Genomic DNA, 17,020 nt, shown 5'->3' on the forward strand with positions numbered 1-17,020 from the left:
TCCGCTCCAATCGTTAGATTTTTAACCTAACTTTGGGGTGCCATTCAGAGGTGCAGCTTTTTATGTCAGTGATTTAGTTATAAGTGGGCGCTTCTTACTCAATAAATTCCAAAGCCTTTTGGAATTGTTTCACTTCTTTTTGAACATCATTTGCCAGCATAATAGCACTGACGACAGCAGCACCTGCAATAGGAATGTTATGCAGCTGATTGATGTTTTTGGGAGTTATACCGCCAATCGCTACCACAGGAATATGAACTGTTTCTGCGATTTCTTTAAGGGTCTGCAGCTTGGTGTGCGGAGAATTTTTGGTTTGTGTGGGGAATATGGCTCCGCATCCTAGGTAATCCGCACCCTGACTTTCAGCCTCAAGAGAGCGCTCAACTGTTTTAGCACTGACGCCTAAAATTTTATCTTTACCCAGAAGTTTGCGAGCTTTGGCAACAGGCAGGTCATCATCACCAATGTGAAGGCCGTCTGCCTCAACTGCTAAACAAATATCTAAGCGGTCATCAATAATCAGAGGAATGCGGTAATGATCCGTAATGGCTTTGACTGCTTTAGCCAGTTTATAATAACGCAGGGTGCTGATGTTTTTTTCTCTGAGCTGCAAGAGTGTAATACCGGCCTTGCAGGCCTCCTCGACAATAGTTAAAAAAGTTTTATCGCTGAACTCATAGCGATTGGTTACCAGATAGAGTTTTAAATCACTTTTTTTCATAAACTGTCTCCTTTTATCTCTTTCAGCCAACTTTTGTCCTTATGCAAAAGGGAGAGTTGGTTGAGTGTTTGAAAACGAAAGTCAGCTAGTCCCTGAGCAGTCCTTTGGGCTTTTTCGCCGCAAATATTGATATAAGAAACAGCAAGTGCAGCGGCTGCAACCTTTTCTTCTCCGGCGCCTAAAAAACAGGCGGCCAGTGCTCCGACCAGGTCTCCGGTTCCGGTAAAGGCGTTGAGCAAAGGGGTGCCGTTTTTTAAAATAAGTACCCTGTCCTGATAAACAATGAGATCTTTGGAGCCGGTTGCCAAAAAAACAGTGTCAGGATAATGCTGGCTCATGGCTTTGAGATGGACAGTCAAGTCAGTCAGGTCATAATCAAGCGGATGAGCGTCAATGCCTCTGCCTTGAGCAGTCAGTCCGCAGAAGTGCCGCATTTCAGCTGTATTGCCTTTGATAACGGCCGGCTGATTTTGCAGCAAATCCAGAGCCAGCTGATGGCGAACAGGGGATGCTGCAATACCGACCATATCAATCAGACAAGGCTTTTCTTCCGAGCAGGCTAATTGACTTGCCCTGCGGATGGCCTTTTCTTTTTCCCTTGACAGATGGCCTAAATTTAGCAGGAGTGCCTGACTTTGTTTGAGGAAATACGTAATTTCTCTGGGATCATCTGCCATAACCGGCTTAGCACCTATGGATAAGATGGCATTGGCGACACTTTCAATAGAGATTTCATTGGTCAGGCAATGAATGAGGGGCTGTCCTTTTAAGGGGAAAGGATTATTGAAAGTTATCATAAGGCCTCCTTTTTTGAAAAGAACAGCCTTTGAACACGTTTAAAGAACTCTTGCTTGTCAAGCAAATTTAAAATGGGTAAGGCAATAACAGTTCCAATCAAAGTTGCCCCAATGAAACGCGGCGTGTAGATAAACCAGAACAGCCCCGTTTTGGTTCCCGTGAACCAGACCATCACAGGATAGGAAAGGAGCGATCCAATGATTCCTGTTCCTAACATTTCCCCCAGAGCAGATAGATAATAGCGACGCCCTAATTGATAGAAGAGACCTGCAAAAAAGGCGCCAAAAACTGCTCCGGTCAGAGCGAGCGGAGGAATGCCCTGGGCTGTCATCCGAATGATGGCTGTCACCAGTGCCATAAAGACACTGTAAGCAGGCCCCATGACAGCAGCTGCAATAATATTGACGACGCTGGACATGGGAGCCATTCCTTCGATTCGAAAGACAGGTGTCAAAACCACATCAAGGGCAATCATCATGGCTAGAACTGTTAATTTTTTAAGGTGACTATTAGTTTGATTCATATAAATGCCGCCTTTCCATTGAATGAGAAGAGATAATTAATCATTGCAGTACACAAAAGCCCCCTTTTTAAGCAACATCAAGGGAGCTGTGGAGTTAGGAATACAAACGTTTTTGGCTGTCAGGTTTGCAGCGATTAGAACGTATGCATACAGATGATTTCTTGCGATGATATAAAAACCCTAATCATATAATTATGATTAGGGGACATTTATCCATTGTGACATTTCCCTGCGTCAGTGCTAACTGCATCAGGTTCAATGGGTATCATCTCAGCCAAAGGCACCCCAAATGTTTGCTTGATATTTATGATTGCCTTAATCATAACATGAAAAATTTAAAATGTAAATGGATTCATTTTAAAATGCTATTTTTATTTCAGACTGTCAAGTTTTTTTCTTGACAGTCTGATTTTTTCTGCTATAATAAATAAAGTAGTTCATAGCACAGCTATGCTCAAAATAAAAAACAGAAAAGAGATTATTTCAAAATGGCAGTAAAAATCCGTTTAACTCGTATGGGTTCTAAAAAGAAACCTTTCTATCGTATCAATGTTGCAGATTCACGTTCACCGCGTGACGGCCGCTTCATCGAAACTGTTGGAACCTACAATCCACTTGTAGCTGAAAATCAAGTGACCCTTAAAGAAGATCGTATTCTTGAGTGGTTAGGCAATGGTGCTCAGCCATCAGATACTGTTCGTAACATCCTTTCAAAAGCTGGAATCATGAAAAAATTCCACGAAGCTAAATATTCAAAGAAATAAAGTAATTGCCTATGGATACCATTGAAAATCTGATTATCGCTATTGTGAAGCCTTTGATTTCGCAACCGGATAATTTTACCATTAAAATTGAAGATACACCTGAGTTTTTGGAGTATCATCTTGACTTAGATTCTAGTGATATTGGCCGAATTATCGGTAAAAAAGGTCGCACCATCACAGCGATAAGATCGATTGTCTATTCGGTTCCAACTCAGGGTAAAAAAGTTAGACTTGTGATTGATGAAAAAGAGTAAAAAGGTCACCTAAGGGTGGCTTTTTCTCTTGCTTGTGAAATCATCTCTGTCATGATAAAATAAGTGCAATGTTTTGAAATATAAAACCATAATTGTGAATATTATTTTTGGGGGAATAAAAGTTGGCAAGGCAAAATATATATGACAATCAGCTATTTTTTGAAGGGTATAAAAAAATTAGAGAAGATGAAGCGAACGCCAATACATTAATTGAAACTCCAGCATTATTATCTTTATTACCAGATATGACAGATAAAAATGTGTTAGATTTAGGGTGTGGTTTTGGAGAGCATTGTAAGTTATTTGCGGAAAAAGGCGCTGAAAAAGTAATTGGCATAGATTTATCTCAAAAGATGTTACAAATCGCTCAAAATGAAAATTCCCATCCTAAAATTAGCTATGTAAATCTCCCAATGGAAGAAGTAGCTACACTTAACCAAAAATTTGACATAGTTGTCAGTTCCTTAGCTTTTCACTATGTTAAAGATTATGAAAATCTAATACAGGATATTTATAATTTAATGGTGGACAAAGGAACACTGATTTTTTCACAGGAACATCCATTTGTGACCAGCCATTTAAGTGGTGAAAGATGGACAAGGGATGTCCAAGGAATGAAAATACATGCTAATATTTCTAACTATGCTAAAGAGGGAATTCGTGATACAGTATGGTTTGTCGATAATGTAAAAAAATATCATAGGACATTTTCAACCATCATCAATACGTTAATAACAGTTGGTTTTCAAATAGATAAGATAATTGAGCCACTACCAAATGAGGAGACTCTAGAAGCGTATCCCCAATATACAGATTTATATCACAGACCAGATTTTTTGCTTATAAAAGTAAAAAAATAGAATTTAGTTTTCGAGTGATGTCTGTTTCTAAATTGGAGAAAGTCTTCTGAAAATGATAAAATAAGTGTAATGTTTTGAAACGGGAGACACTATGAATTACTTTAACGTTGGAAAAATTGTCAATACGCAAGGTTTACAGGGAGAGTTGCGGGTCATGTCTGTAACGGATTTTGCGGAAGAGCGCTTTAAAAAAGGCAGCCGTCTGGCAGTTTTTGACGAGAAAGACCAGTTTGTGACCAGTCTTGAAGTTGCCAGTCATCGCAAGCAAAAAAACTTTGACATTGTGAAATTCAAAGGCCTTTATCACATCAATGATGTAGAGAAATACAAAGGTTGCTCGCTCAAAGTTGCAGAAGAAGACTTGTCTGACTTAGAAGACAACGAGTTCTACTATCATGAGATTATTGGTTTGGATGTCTATGAAAATGACCTTTTGATCGGTCAAATCAAGGAAATTTTGCAACCAGGTGCCAATGATGTCTGGGTGGTCGCGCGAAAAGGGAAGCGTGATTTGCTGTTGCCTTACATTCCGCCAGTTGTGCTAAATGTTGATGTGGCAAACAATCGCGTTGATGTGGAACTTTTGGAAGGATTAGACGATGAAGATTGATATTCTGACCCTTTTCCCAGAAATGTTCGCCCCTTTGCAACATTCGATTGTCGGCAAGGCGCAGGAAAAAGGCTTGTTGGACATTCAGTATCACAATTTCCGTGAAAATGCAGAAAAAGCCCGTCATGTAGATGATGAACCCTACGGTGGTGGTCAAGGGATGTTGCTGCGTGCCCAGCCTATTTTTGACACTTTTGATAAGATAGAATCCCAAAAGTCACGTGTTATCCTTTTAGATCCAGCAGGACGGAGGTTCAGCCAGTCTTATGCAGAAGACTTAGCACAAGAAGAAGGACTTATTTTTATCTGCGGTCACTATGAAGGGTATGATGAGCGCATCAAGTCTTTGGTGACTGATGAGATTTCTTTGGGGGATTTTGTTTTAACAGGCGGTGAATTAGCTGCTATGGCTATAATTGATGCAACCGTCAGACTGATTCCCGAAGTTATCGGCAAGGAAGCCAGCCATCAAGATGACAGCTTTTCATCTGGTCTTTTAGAATATCCCCAGTATACACGTCCTTATGAATACAGGGGCATGAAAGTGCCTGATGTTCTTATGAGCGGTCATCACGAAAAGATTCGCCTCTGGCGCTTAGAGCAAAGTTTGCGCAAAACCTGGGAGTACAGGCCTGATTTGTTGGAGCATTATCATTTTACTGAAGAAGAAAAGCAGCTTTTAGAAAAAATAAAGAGCGAGGGACTGAGCTGACCTTGATGCCTGTTTGGAAAGTTTGTTTCCTACTCTTTTTATTTGCTGGCTTTCAATTGTGCTATAATGGAATTACTTTGTTTATGGAGGAAGAAAAATTGACATCTGAAAAAGATATTTATGATATAACGGTTATCGGCGGCGGCCCCGTCGGTCTTTTTGCGGCTTTTTATGCTGGTTTGCGCGATGTGCGGGTCAAAATCATTGAAAGTTTGTCTGAACTGGGCGGCCAGCCTGCTGTCTTGTATCCGGAAAAAGTTATTTACGATATTCCCGGTTTTCCAGCGATTACAGGAGCCAATTTGGTAGACAGTCTTATTGAGCAGACAGAGCGTTTTAAAGATAAGACCAGTATTTGTCTGAAAGAAGAAGTCAAGATCTTTGAAAAAGAAGGCGATATTTTTACTATTGAGACCAATAAAGGGCAGCACTTTTCAAAAGCTATTATTATTGCTTGCGGAAATGGAGCCTTTGCGCCGCGGCAGCTCGGTCTAGAAAATGAAGAGCGCTATGCTGATTATAATATCTTTTACAATGTTCATAAATTAGATCGGTTTGCCGGTAAAAAAGTTGTCATTTGCGGCGGTGGTGATTCTGCTGTTGACTGGGCTAATGCCTTAGATAAAATTGCAGAAAGTGTTACTTTAGTGCACCGCCGTGACGCCTTTCGTGCTCATGAGCATAGTGTGGAAGTTTTGAAAGCTTCCAATGTTACTATTATGACACCTTATCTTCCTTTGGAACTTAAAGGAGACGGTGAAAAGGTCCAAAGTCTTGTTATTCAAAAAGTAAAATCAGATGAGACTCAGGAACTTGCCCTTGATGATCTCATTGTCAGCTTCGGTTTTTCAACATCCAATAAAAATCTAAAAAATTGGAATATTGATTACAAACGTTCCAGTATCAATGTATCTCCTGTCTTTCAGACCAGCCAGGAAGGTGTCTATGCTATTGGGGATGCAGCTCAGTATGCTGGCAAGGTAGATTTGATTGCGACTGGTTTTGGCGAAGCGCCAACGGCAGTTAATCAAGCTATTCACTACATTTACCCGGATCGTGACAATCGTGTGGTTCACTCAACGTCATTGATTAAATAGACGTCAGAATAAAGGAGAAGTAGGATCAAAAAGAGCTAAGAAGCTACAGCTTTTCTGCCTACTCCCAGCTGGCTGGCAGACGGATAAAGAAAGTTCACAGAGCCGGCAAAATAATTTAATGAAAAGAAAGCGGAGAGAAACCAGTCATTCGAAGAAGGTACTTTCTCTCCGCTTTTTTATGTTAAGGTGTTCAACTGTTGCGTCAAGAAGTATAATTATGAAAGATCGGCTCTTTCATGCTCAGCAGCTAGCCAAAGTCGTTTTCGTCAGTCTTTCTGCTTTTAAAACTTTAAGACAGAACGGACAATAGCAGCAGATTTACGATTTGTAAGAGATTGACAGACCATTTTGTATGTTTCGCAGGAGCTTTACTATTGTTGCTTACTTTTAAGACCTTTGTTGCTTTTTGAAAGAATTTGGCAGAAATTGCTTGACAGTTATCCTATAGCAGTATATAATAACAGGTGTAAACGATTTCAACAGGAGGTGAGGTCATATTTTAAAATCTGAACGTAAGCAGATTATCATGGAAAAGCTGTCGCAGGAAAATTTTGTAACCTTGGAATTTCTTGTTAGTATTCTTGATACTTCTGAATCGACCGTTCGCAGAGATTTAGACGAGTTGGCAAGTGAGAAAAAGCTTCACCGGGTTCATGGCGGAGCTGAAAAAAATCATCCCTTACAAGAGGAAGAAACGATTCTGCAAAAATCTATCAAAAACGTTCAAGCCAAACAGGCTATTGTTCAAAAAGCAGCTGAGATGATTTCTGCCGGTGATGTTATCTTTATTGATGCCGGCACAACGACTGAACTGCTCTTAGACATGCTGCAGCAGGAAGGGCTGACTGTGGTGACGAATTCCATTCACCACGCAGCAAAATTGGTGGAAAAAAACATCAATACCTTGGTTATTGGCGGCTATGTTAAAAATTCGACAGACGCCAGTATCGGTCAGTTTGCGATTAATCAGCTCAGTCAGCTGAATTTTGATAAAGCTTTTATTGGCATGAACGGTGTTGATTTGCATTTCCTGACAACCCCTGATACAGAAGAGGCAGCTATTAAAAAGACGGTTATCGACAATGCTCAGACGACCTATGCTTTGGTGGATGCTTCAAAAATGGGACAGACCTCATTTGTTAAAGTTGATCGGCTGGAAGCAGTGACTATCATCACTAATAAATCGGACAGCCGTATGTTAAAAGAGACGAAGAAAAAAACGAAGGTGATCGAAGTATGATTTATACCGTAACTCTCAATCCTTCCATTGACTTTATCGTCCGCATTGATACTGTAGAAATTGGCAGTGTTAACCGTATGGACAGTGACGATAAGTTTGTCGGAGGAAAGGGGATTAATGTCAGCCGTATCCTGCAGCGCTTAGGACAGGATAATACTGCAACAGGTTTCATTGGCGGTTTTACCGGCAGGTTTGTTGAAGAGGGCTTGACTGCTGAAGGCATCAAGACTGATTTTGTTCATGTTGATCAGGACACGCGGATCAATGTTAAAATCAAGGCTGATGAAGAAACCGAGATTAATGGGACAGGCCCCCGTATAAGCGAGGAGCAGGTAGAAGCTCTGGAGGCTGTTTTAAGCCGGCTTTCCTCAGAAGATACCGTTGTGTTTGCAGGAAGCGCTCCGACCAATCTGGGCAATCAAATCTATAAACGTTTGATTCCGCTTGTCAGACAGACCGGTGCCCAAATCGTGTGTGATTTTGAGGGACAAACCCTGCTTGATGCTCTTGCTTATCAGCCGCTTTTGGTCAAACCCAATAACCATGAACTGGAAGCTATTTTCAATGTCGAGCTGAAAGGATTGGATGATGTTGAAAAATATGCGCGTGAGATTTTGGCCAAAGGAGCACAAAATGTCATCATCTCAATGGCAGGTGACGGCGCTTTATTGGTAACGCCGGAGGCAGCTTATTTTGCTAAGCCAATCAAGGGACAGGTAAAGAACTCTGTCGGTGCCGGTGATTCCATGGTTGCAGGCTTTACGGGTGAATTTGTCAAGACAGCAGATCCTGTCGAAGCCCTCAAATGGGGAGTCGCCTGCGGCACAGCAACAGCTTTTTCAGATGATTTAGCCAGTATTGATTTTATAAAGGAAACTTACAAAAAAGTAGAGGTAGAAAAAAGATGAAAATTCAGGACTTACTGAACAAAGACGTGATGTTGCTTGATCTTCAGGCGACCACTAAGGAAGCTGTGATTGATGAGATGGTTTCAAAGCTGGCTGAAAAAGGTATCGTTACCGATTTTGATACTTTTAAAGCTGGCATCATGAACCGTGAAGCACAGACTTCAACAGGGCTTGGTGATGGTATTGCCATGCCCCACAGCAAGAATGCAGCTGTTAAGGAAGCAACTGTCCTCTTTGCTAAATCCAATAAGGGCGTTGATTATGAAGCCCTTGACGGTGCACCGGTTGATCTTTTCTTCATGATTGCTGCACCGGACGGTGCCAATGATACGCACTTGGCTGCCTTGGCTGAACTGTCTCAATACCTTTTAAAAGATGGATTTGCTGATAAATTGCGCCAAGTAGCCACTCCTGACGATGTTATCACGCTCTTTAATGAAACCGAAGAAGAAAAGAAAGAAGAAGCACCAGCTGCACCGGCGGCCGACAATCAAGATTTTATCGTGGCTGTAACAGCTTGTACAACTGGGATTGCCCACACTTATATGGCAGAAGAAGCCCTCAAGAAACAAGCTGCTGAAATGGGCGTTGCTATCAAGGTTGAAACAAACGGTGCTTCCGGTATCGGCAATAAACTGACTGCTGATGATATTAAGCGCGCCAAAGGTGTTATCATTGCAGCCGACAAGGCTGTTGAGATGGATCGTTTTGATGGCAAGCCTTTAATTTCGCGGCCAGTTGCAGAAGGTATCAAAAAACCGGAAGAGCTGATTAGTATGATTCTTGATGATAAGGCTGACGCTTATGCAGCTGCAGCCGACAGCACTGCTGTCAGCGAAGCTTCGGCTGCTGAAAAGCCAAGCTTGGGCGGTGCCTTCTACAAACACCTGATGAGCGGTGTTTCGCAGATGCTGCCATTTGTTATCGGCGGCGGTATCGCTATTGCCCTTGCTTTCTTGATTGATAATTTGATGGGAGTTCCTAAGGATCAGTTATCTAATCTGGGATCTTATCATGAACTGGCTTCCCTTTTCAAGAATGTCGGTAATGCAGCCTTTGAATTTATGCTTCCGGTTTTAGCCGGTTATATTGCCTACTCTATTGCTGAAAAACCTGGTTTGGTTGCCGGTTTTGTTGCAGGCTTTATTGCTAAATCCGGTCTGGCTTTCGGCAAGGTGCCATTTGCCAGCGGCGGTAAAGAAAGTTTAGCTTTAGCAGGAGTACCTTCCGGTTTCCTGGGTGCCCTTGTTGGTGGTTTCCTTGCCGGCGGTGTTATCTTGCTTCTTAAGAAACTCTTGACCGGACTTCCGCGCTCGCTTGAAGGGGTTAAATCAATCCTTCTGTATCCTTTGCTGGGCGTTCTGGTAACTGGTTTCCTCATGCTCTTTGTTAATATTCCGATGGCCAGCATCAATACGGCTCTGAACTCCTTCCTTGAAAATCTTTCAGGCAGCTCAGCTGTTTTGATGGGACTCTTGGTCGGCGGCATGATGGCCGTTGACATGGGCGGTCCTGTTAACAAAGCAGCCTATGTATTTGGTACAGGTACATTGGCAGCGACTGTTTCCTCAGGTGGTTCTGTGGTTATGGCTTCTGTTATGGCCGGAGGTATGGTACCGCCGCTTGCTGTCTTTGTTGCTACGTTGCTCTTCAAAGATAAATTTACTAAAGAAGAACGCGATTCAGGATTGACTAACATTGTTATGGGACTTTCTTTCATCACTGAAGGTGCTATTCCGTTCGGTGCAGCTGACCCGGCGCGTGCGATTCCTAGTTTCATCGTTGGTTCAGCCCTCACAGGTGCCTTGGTTGGTCTGTCAGGTATCAAATTGATGGCCCCTCACGGCGGAATCTTTGTTATCGCCTTGACCAGCAATGCTCTGCTTTATCTTTTGTATATCCTTATTGGAGCTGTGGTCTCAGGTATCCTCTTTGGCATGCTTCGCAAGGCAAAATAAAAATAGAGCCTTGGCAGCTCTGTCAATAATCTATAAAGCGTAAGCCGGATGTTAATCCGGCTTTCAGACTGAAGAAAAAGTCAATTTTTATCAAAAGAACTATTGTGTTATGATACTTTCCTTAGGTAGCGCGGACGGTAGCAACTTCCTTTGGAATTTCATACCTAGATTTTGAGCCCAAGTCTCAAAATCTCCGAACGCCAGAAATAAGTGATTTCTGGCGTTTTTGCTACAGCGGAAAGTATCTGGATCAGGCTCGTTCAATTCGCCTATTTTTCTTATAGATTGTGAATTGATACTATCCTAAGATATGTGTGCTCGTGAAATGCTAACTATAGAGTTTGTCTACAACCTGTAAGCCGGATGTTAATCCGGCTTTTTTGTGTGCTGGGCTGCAGTTTTTGGATTTTAGCTCCTGAGCAATTTTTGTTATAGTTATTAGCTATAACAACTCCTACATATATAGTTTCAAACTATATAAAAGCATAAAAACCTAAAAAGCTATAAAGTATTGATTTCACAGTAATTATCTAGTATTATTTTAATCAAAATAAAAAAATAGGTTATAGTTATGAGGTAAACTATCTAGGCACCTCTAAGCTCAAAACTATAGGGAGGATTAAATGACAAAAGTTTCTAATTTGGGTTATCCGCGTTTGGGAGAAAATCGTGAATGGAAAAAGCTGATAGAGTCTTACTGGTCAAAGAAAATTAGCCAAGAAGAGCTGTTTGCAGGTGCCAAAGCACTGCGCAATGATTTTTTGAAAAAGCAGCTGAATGCAGGATTGGATTTAATTCCGGTTGGGGATTTTTCACTTTACGACCAGATTTTGGATTTGTCTGTCCAGTTCAATATCATTCCTAAACGCTTTGCTAGGGAGGCAGCAGACATTGACTTGTATTTTTCTATTGCGCGCGGCAGCAAGGACAATGTCGCCTCTTCTATGAAGAAATGGTTTAATACTAATTACCATTATATTGTTCCTGAGTGGTCCAAACAAAGACCTAAACTGACTAATACGCGTCTGTTGGAGCTGTATCTGGAAGCAAGAGAGATTGTAGGAGATAGAGCTAAACCTGTTATTACTGGTCCCATCACTTATGTGGCACTTTCGTCCGGTGTTGAAGATTTTACCGCTGCTGTCAAAAGTCTTCTGCCGCTTTATAAAAAGGTTTTCAAGGAATTGACCGATGCAGGAGCGGTTTATATCCAGATTGACGAACCGATCTTTGTGACCGATGAAGGGGCTGATTATCTTGAGGCAGCAAAGGCGGTTTATGGCTATTTTGCTAAAGAAGTTCCGCAGGCCAAGTTTATTTTTCAGACTTATTTCGAGGCTCTGATTGATGCGGAAAGCCTGTCTCAGCTGCCTGTCGCAGCTTTTGGTCTTGATTTTGTCCATGGTTTGGAAGAAAATCTCGCAGCTCTGAAAAGGGGGCTTTTCCAAGATAAGGAAATCTTTGCCGGTGTGGTTGACGGCCGCAATATTTGGAGTTCTGATTTTGTGAAGACCGCTGAACTCTTACAGACGATCAAAGAAAATGCTGCTGAGATAACCGTCCAGCCTTCCTGTTCGCTCTTGCATGTGCCTGTGACTGCTAAAAATGAGACAGATTTAGAAGCTGTTTTGTTAAATGGCCTGGCCTTTGCTGATGAAAAATTACAGGAAGTTAAGCTTCTGGCAGAAAAGCTGGATGGCCGAGAAAGCCCTGCCTACAGGGAGCAGATTTCCCATTTTGAAGCTCTTCAGGCCGCTGATTTCAGAAATGTTGAGCTGGAAAATCTTGAAAATGTAGCGACTGAGCGAAGCAGCAGCTTTGACAAAAGGCGGCAGCTGCAGCAGGAAAAATTGCAGCTGCCGCTTTTGCCAACGACAACAATCGGCTCTTTCCCGCAGTCGCAGGAAATCCGACGGACGCGTTTGGCCTGGAAGCGCGGCAAGATAAGCGACGAAGACTATCAGGCCTTTATAAATGCTGAGATTGAGCGCTGGATCCGCATTCAAGAGGACTTGGATCTTGATGTTTTAGTTCACGGCGAATTTGAACGGGTTGATATGGTCGAATTCTTCGGCCAGAAGTTAGCAGGTTTTGCCACGACAAAACTGGGCTGGGTTCAGTCTTACGGCTCTCGGGCTGTTAAGCCGCCTATTATTTACGGGGATGTCCAGCATGTAAAACCGTTGACTGTCCGTGAAACGGTTTATGCGCAGAGTCTGACGGATCGGCCGGTCAAGGGAATGCTGACGGGGCCGATTACCATTACTAACTGGTCTTTTGAACGAACAGATATTCCGCGCAGACAGCTCTTCGATCAGATCGGTCTGGCTATCAAAGATGAAATCAAGCTTCTGGAAGATGCCGGTATTGCTATTATCCAAGTTGATGAGGCAGCGCTCCGCGAAGGACTGCCGCTGCGTAAGTCTAAGCAAAAAGCTTACCTCGATGATGCCGTTCGGGCCTTTCATATCGCGACATCGTCTGTCAAGGATGAAACGCAGATTCATACGCACATGTGCTATTCCAAATTTGATGAAATCATTGATTCCATTCGGGCTCTTGATGCGGATGTCATCTCCATTGAAACCAGCCGCAGCCACGGTGATATTATTGAATCTTTTGAGACGGCAGTCTATCCGCTCGGCATTGGTCTGGGTGTCTATGATATTCACTCACCGCGCGTGCCTTCTAAAGAAGAAGTTGTTGCTAATATTGAAAGGCCTCTGCATAAACTTTCTCCTAAGCAGTTTTGGGTGAATCCTGATTGCGGACTGAAAACCCGACAGGAAGCTGAAACTATTGCAGCTCTCAAAGTTTTGGTCGCTGCGACCAAGGAAGTTCGTCAAAAATTGGGAAATTAAGTCAAGGAGAGTGTCCATGTCCAAATTGCTAGATAAATTAAAAACCGATATTTTAGTAGCTGACGGCGCTATGGGGACCCTTCTTTATGCCGATGGTTTAGAGTCTTGCCACGACTACTATAATATCAGCCATCCGGAACGTATTTTAGCTATTCATCAGGCTTATATTGAGGCAGGAGCTGATGTTATTGAGACCAATACTTACGGTGCCAAACGGCACCGTCTTAAAAGTTTTGGCTACGACAATGATGTCAAGCAAATCAATCAGAAAGCAGTCGAGATAGCCCGTCAGGCTGCCGGAGAGAATGTTTTTGTGCTGGGAACAATAGGGGCTTCGCGAGGGCTGAGACAGTGTGAGCTTAGTCTGGAAGAGATTGTCGATGAGACCCTTGAACAGGCTCAGGCGCTTTTAGAAACAGGACAGTTGGATGGCTTGCTGTTTGAAACCTATTATGACAGAGAAGAGCTGGAAGCTGTTTTGAAAGCAGTAAGACCGCTGACTGACCTGCCCATAATAACAAATATGGCGCTCCACGAAGCAGGCATTACCGAAGACGGCCGCCCCTTAGTAGAAGCTCTCAGCAATTTAGTGATGCTGGGCGCTGATATTGTCGGGCTCAACTGCCATCTGGGACCTTATCATATGATTCAGTCCCTTAAACAGGTGCCTCTTTTTGCCCAAAGCTATTTGTCTGCTTATCCTAATGCCAGCCTTTTATCATTTGTCAGTGATGATGAAAAAGGGCAGTATCGTTTTAGTCAGAATGCTGATTATTTTGAATACTGCGCTCGGCTTTTTGTAGAAGAAGGTGTGCGTTTGATCGGCGGCTGCTGCGGAACGACACCGGATCATATAAGAGCTATTAAGCGAGGTATCCAAAATCTAAAGCCGGTCGAACGCAAGGTTATTACCCCGCTGATTACGGAACAAGAATTCATTGATGAAATCAGCAAAAAAGAAACGCTGGCAGACAAGGCTAAAAAAGAAGTGACGATTATTGCAGAGATTGATCCGCCTAAGACACTGGCCATTGATAAATTTGTTGAAGGTATCAGGGCTCTGGACAAAAAGAATATCGCTGCTATCACTTTAGCGGATAATTCTCTGGCCAAAACCCGCATTTGCAATCTCAGTCTGGCGTCTTTGTTAAAAGATGAAGTGACGACACCTTTCTTGCTTCATCTTTCCTGCCGTGATCATAATATGATTGGTCTCCAATCGCGCCTTTTGGGCATGGATGTGCTGGGATTTGATCAAATCCTTGCTATTACAGGGGATCCTTCAAAAATCGGTGATTTTCCAGGAGCGACCAGTGTTTACGATGCCACCAGTTTTAAATTACTGTCTTTGATTAAGCAGTTGAATCAAGGAAAAGGCTATAGCGGAGCCAGCCTGAAAAGGGCAACTCATTTTACAGCAGCGGCAGCTTTTAATCCTAATGTCCGCCAGTTAGAAAAAAGCAGCCGTCTTATTGAACGTAAAATAAAAGCGGGAGCTGACTACTTTATTACACAGCCTGTTTTTAACCAAGAAACGATTCATCAGTTGGGAGAATTAACCAAAGCCTACGATCAGCCTTTTTTCATTGGAATTATGCCGATAACGTCTTATAACAATGCTGTTTTTCTGCACAACGAAGTCCCAGGAATTCATTTATCAGAAACACTTCTGGAAAAGCTCGAAGCTGTTAAGGACGATAGAGCGGCCTGTCAGGCAGCTGCGCTGGCAGAAAGCAAGGCATTAATTGACTGTGCCTTAAACTATTTTAAGGGCATCTACCTGATCACGCCTTTTCTGCGCTATGATCTTACTTTGGAGTTAATCGATTATATCCAAGAGCGGACAGCTGTTGTGAAAAAGCGAGCTTAATGAACTGCAGTTTAAGGGTTAGTCTGCAACTAGCTGAGCTGCTCGTTTTAAACTGGATGCTGATGGATTTGACTAGAAATGCTATAATAGATTTGAACTGAGAGTGGGACAGGCATGGTTGGAGCACAATCGTGTCTGTCTCAGCCTTCCAGTATCTCTTAGAAATGCAGATGACAGATGAAAAATTACGCAGTCTTTTATGAAAATTTGACGGAACCAATCCGAACAAGACCTGGACTTATCCGGCTCATCAAATGGACAAATAGTCTTATTACTAAGCTGATGCCCATTCTCTATCTGCTTTTGCTGGCCTATCTTTGTTGGTCTCAAAAAACGATAGGGGCTTTGGGGCCTTATATTATCATTCCAGCTACGGCTTTTATTTTGCTGTCGCTGGTCAGGCGGATTCTTAACAGTCCCAGACCTTATGAAGTCTGGGAAATTCAGCCGTTGATTACCAAGCAAACAAAGGGGCAGTCTATGCCCAGCCGCCATGTTTTTTCGGCGACGGTTATCAGTGTCTGCGTCCTGCATGAAACTCTTTTTCTGGGCCTTGTTTTGCTGCTGCTGTCTCTTTTATTGGCCTTGTGCCGTGTTTTAGGCGGTGTTCATTATCCCAAAGATGTTATTGCCGGCTATCTAATCGGTCTTGCAGCAGGCAGCCTGCTTTTTTTGCTCTGATGGGTTTGGCGGTTCTGACACAGCTGCGCTTAGAGGCTGTAAAATTTTTTAAAGCATAAAGAAAAACTAAAAAGTAAATCTTATTTGCGGCTAAATCAAGCCATGGCCGTTAACTAAAAGAGAAGGGCTTGCACCATCAATTTCTGAGGAAGAAATGATTTGGGTGCTGCTCTTTTTTTGTTACAATAGGAGCATGAAAAATTTTTATGATGTCTATGAAAATCACGCAGAACTTCCTTATTTTGCTCCCCACTATCAGGAGGAGCTCCTAAAAAAGCCCATTCCCAAGCGCAATATGGTACGCACAGCAGAAAGTCTGCTGCCCGGCCATATCATTATGCTTTGGCGGATTAGCTTTGGCACCTACACCAATCAGTCTTCCCACCATAAGTATTTTTATACCAGCTACGGTATCGATGCCCAAAAAGAATTAGACTGGCTTATTCAAGAAAACTATGTCAGACTGAATACGGCCTTTGAGTCCTTGAAACATTTGGCTGTGCCCAAATTAAAGGAATTTTTGCAGCTGCAGCATGTTAAAGGGCTGTCCAAAATGAAACGCCTTGATGCAGAAAAAACTCTTGCACAGCTTTATTCCAATGAGGAGCTGGAAGCTCTGTTTGACCTTAGAGGCTATCAATTAACAGATAAGGGGAGGGCTGTTTTAGAGCGGCATCCAGACATCGTTGCCAAGCATCCGCAAAAGAAATTCTGATAAGGGATTTCTTTAATTTTACTTTTAAGTGTGCTATAATGAAAAGTAATGTGAAACAAGGAGAAAACAATGGAAATTGTACGTCAAAAAGAGTTTGTCAACCAGTATCATTACGATGCCAGAAATTTAGAATGGGAGAAAGAAAACGGAACACCGGAAACCGATGTTGAGGTAACCTTCCAATTAGTTGAAAAAAATGAGGAGTTAAACGAAACCACAGTTGTAGCTGTTTTGCAGTTTATGATTGTGCGTGATGAATTTGTTCTCAGCGGTGTCTTGTCGCAGATGGTCAAGATTAAGGATCGTATTGTCAACCAGCCCAGTGAATTTTCACAAGAAGAAGTGGCAACACTGGCAGCACCGCTTTTAGATATTTTGAAACGCATGACCTATGAAGTGACGGAAATTGCGCTGGATAGAGAAGGCATTACACTGGAGTTCTAAAAGA

General features: G+C 42.5%; 17 protein-coding genes and 1 riboswitch. Of the genes, 14 read left to right on the forward strand and 3 right to left on the reverse strand.

Features of this window, described 5'->3' with window-relative positions; all coding sequences use genetic code 11:
• Positions 1 to 94 precede the first annotated feature (94 nt).
• Genes thiE through thiW form a run of 3 tightly spaced genes read right to left on the reverse strand, consistent with a single transcriptional unit; the run spans position 95 to position 2,042 of the window.
• The gene (gene thiE / locus BMI76_RS04035; protein ID WP_075346322.1) at positions 95 to 721 is read right to left on the reverse strand and encodes a thiamine phosphate synthase; all 627 of its coding nucleotides are present in this window, start codon (positions 719 to 721) and stop codon (positions 95 to 97) included.
• Entirely contained in the window at positions 718 to 1,518 is an 801-nt protein-coding gene (locus BMI76_RS04040) for a hydroxyethylthiazole kinase (RefSeq protein WP_075346323.1), read from the reverse strand. The genes thiE and BMI76_RS04040 overlap by 4 nt, the downstream gene beginning before the upstream one ends.
• The gene (gene thiW / locus BMI76_RS04045) at positions 1,515 to 2,042 is read right to left on the reverse strand and encodes an energy coupling factor transporter S component ThiW (RefSeq protein WP_075346324.1); all 528 of its coding nucleotides are present in this window, start codon (positions 2,040 to 2,042) and stop codon (positions 1,515 to 1,517) included. The genes BMI76_RS04040 and thiW overlap by 4 nt, the downstream gene beginning before the upstream one ends.
• A 209-nt stretch (positions 2,043 to 2,251) precedes the next feature.
• Positions 2,252 to 2,340: riboswitch (TPP riboswitch) on the reverse strand.
• Between the two features lie 190 nt (positions 2,341 to 2,530).
• Here thiW and rpsP point away from each other — a divergent pair.
• The 14 genes from rpsP (at position 2,531) to BMI76_RS04115 (ending at position 17,016) form a co-directional block, all read left to right on the forward strand.
• The gene (gene rpsP / locus BMI76_RS04050; protein WP_057490283.1) at positions 2,531 to 2,806 is read left to right on the forward strand and encodes a 30S ribosomal protein S16; all 276 of its coding nucleotides are present in this window, start codon (positions 2,531 to 2,533) and stop codon (positions 2,804 to 2,806) included.
• Between the two features lie 11 nt (positions 2,807 to 2,817).
• Positions 2,818 to 3,060, forward strand: a complete 243-nt coding sequence (locus tag BMI76_RS04055) for a KH domain-containing protein (RefSeq protein WP_075346325.1) — start codon at positions 2,818 to 2,820, stop codon at positions 3,058 to 3,060.
• Between the two features lie 122 nt (positions 3,061 to 3,182).
• A complete protein-coding gene (locus BMI76_RS04060; RefSeq protein ID WP_075346326.1) occupies positions 3,183 to 3,920 on the forward strand; it encodes a bifunctional 2-polyprenyl-6-hydroxyphenol methylase/3-demethylubiquinol 3-O-methyltransferase UbiG in 738 nt (245 codons plus the stop codon).
• A gap of 91 nt (positions 3,921 to 4,011) precedes the next feature.
• The gene (rimM, locus tag BMI76_RS04065; protein ID WP_075346327.1) at positions 4,012 to 4,530 is read left to right on the forward strand and encodes a ribosome maturation factor RimM; all 519 of its coding nucleotides are present in this window, start codon (positions 4,012 to 4,014) and stop codon (positions 4,528 to 4,530) included.
• Positions 4,520 to 5,242: a tRNA (guanosine(37)-N1)-methyltransferase TrmD gene (gene trmD / locus BMI76_RS04070; protein ID WP_075346328.1), complete on the forward strand. Its 723-nt coding sequence runs from the start codon at positions 4,520 to 4,522 to the stop codon at positions 5,240 to 5,242. The genes rimM and trmD overlap by 11 nt, the downstream gene beginning before the upstream one ends.
• 83 nt (positions 5,243 to 5,325) lie before the next feature.
• Positions 5,326 to 6,339: an NAD(P)/FAD-dependent oxidoreductase gene (locus tag BMI76_RS04075; protein ID WP_075346329.1), complete on the forward strand. Its 1,014-nt coding sequence runs from the start codon at positions 5,326 to 5,328 to the stop codon at positions 6,337 to 6,339.
• A 496-nt stretch (positions 6,340 to 6,835) separates the two neighbouring features.
• Positions 6,836 to 7,579 (forward strand): DeoR/GlpR family DNA-binding transcription regulator, encoded by a 744-nt coding sequence (locus tag BMI76_RS04080; protein ID WP_142355038.1) that lies wholly within the window; start codon positions 6,836 to 6,838, stop codon positions 7,577 to 7,579.
• Positions 7,576 to 8,487 (forward strand): 1-phosphofructokinase, encoded by a 912-nt coding sequence (pfkB, locus tag BMI76_RS04085; RefSeq protein ID WP_075346331.1) that lies wholly within the window; start codon positions 7,576 to 7,578, stop codon positions 8,485 to 8,487. The genes BMI76_RS04080 and pfkB overlap by 4 nt, the downstream gene beginning before the upstream one ends.
• The gene (locus BMI76_RS04090; protein ID WP_075346332.1) at positions 8,484 to 10,445 is read left to right on the forward strand and encodes a fructose-specific PTS transporter subunit EIIC; all 1,962 of its coding nucleotides are present in this window, start codon (positions 8,484 to 8,486) and stop codon (positions 10,443 to 10,445) included. The genes pfkB and BMI76_RS04090 overlap by 4 nt, the downstream gene beginning before the upstream one ends.
• A 623-nt stretch (positions 10,446 to 11,068) precedes the next feature.
• The gene (metE, locus tag BMI76_RS04095) at positions 11,069 to 13,306 is read left to right on the forward strand and encodes a 5-methyltetrahydropteroyltriglutamate--homocysteine S-methyltransferase (protein WP_075346333.1); all 2,238 of its coding nucleotides are present in this window, start codon (positions 11,069 to 11,071) and stop codon (positions 13,304 to 13,306) included.
• A 16-nt stretch (positions 13,307 to 13,322) separates the two neighbouring features.
• Positions 13,323 to 15,176 carry a bifunctional homocysteine S-methyltransferase/methylenetetrahydrofolate reductase gene (locus tag BMI76_RS04100; protein WP_075346334.1) on the forward strand — a complete coding sequence of 618 codons (1,854 nt, stop codon included), beginning with the start codon at positions 13,323 to 13,325 and terminating at the stop codon, positions 15,174 to 15,176.
• Between the two features lie 177 nt (positions 15,177 to 15,353).
• The gene (locus BMI76_RS04105) at positions 15,354 to 15,857 is read left to right on the forward strand and encodes a phosphatase PAP2 family protein (protein ID WP_075346335.1); all 504 of its coding nucleotides are present in this window, start codon (positions 15,354 to 15,356) and stop codon (positions 15,855 to 15,857) included.
• Positions 15,858 to 16,050: 193 nt separating this feature from the next.
• Positions 16,051 to 16,572 (forward strand): hypothetical protein, encoded by a 522-nt coding sequence (locus tag BMI76_RS04110; RefSeq protein WP_075346336.1) that lies wholly within the window; start codon positions 16,051 to 16,053, stop codon positions 16,570 to 16,572.
• A 69-nt stretch (positions 16,573 to 16,641) separates the two neighbouring features.
• Positions 16,642 to 17,016 (forward strand): DUF1149 family protein, encoded by a 375-nt coding sequence (locus tag BMI76_RS04115; protein ID WP_075346337.1) that lies wholly within the window; start codon positions 16,642 to 16,644, stop codon positions 17,014 to 17,016.
• The last annotated feature ends 4 nt before the right edge of the window (positions 17,017 to 17,020 follow it).

The sequence above is a fragment of the Streptococcus sp. 'caviae' genome (assembly GCF_001937065.1).
GTDB lineage: Bacteria > Bacillota > Bacilli > Lactobacillales > Streptococcaceae > Streptococcus.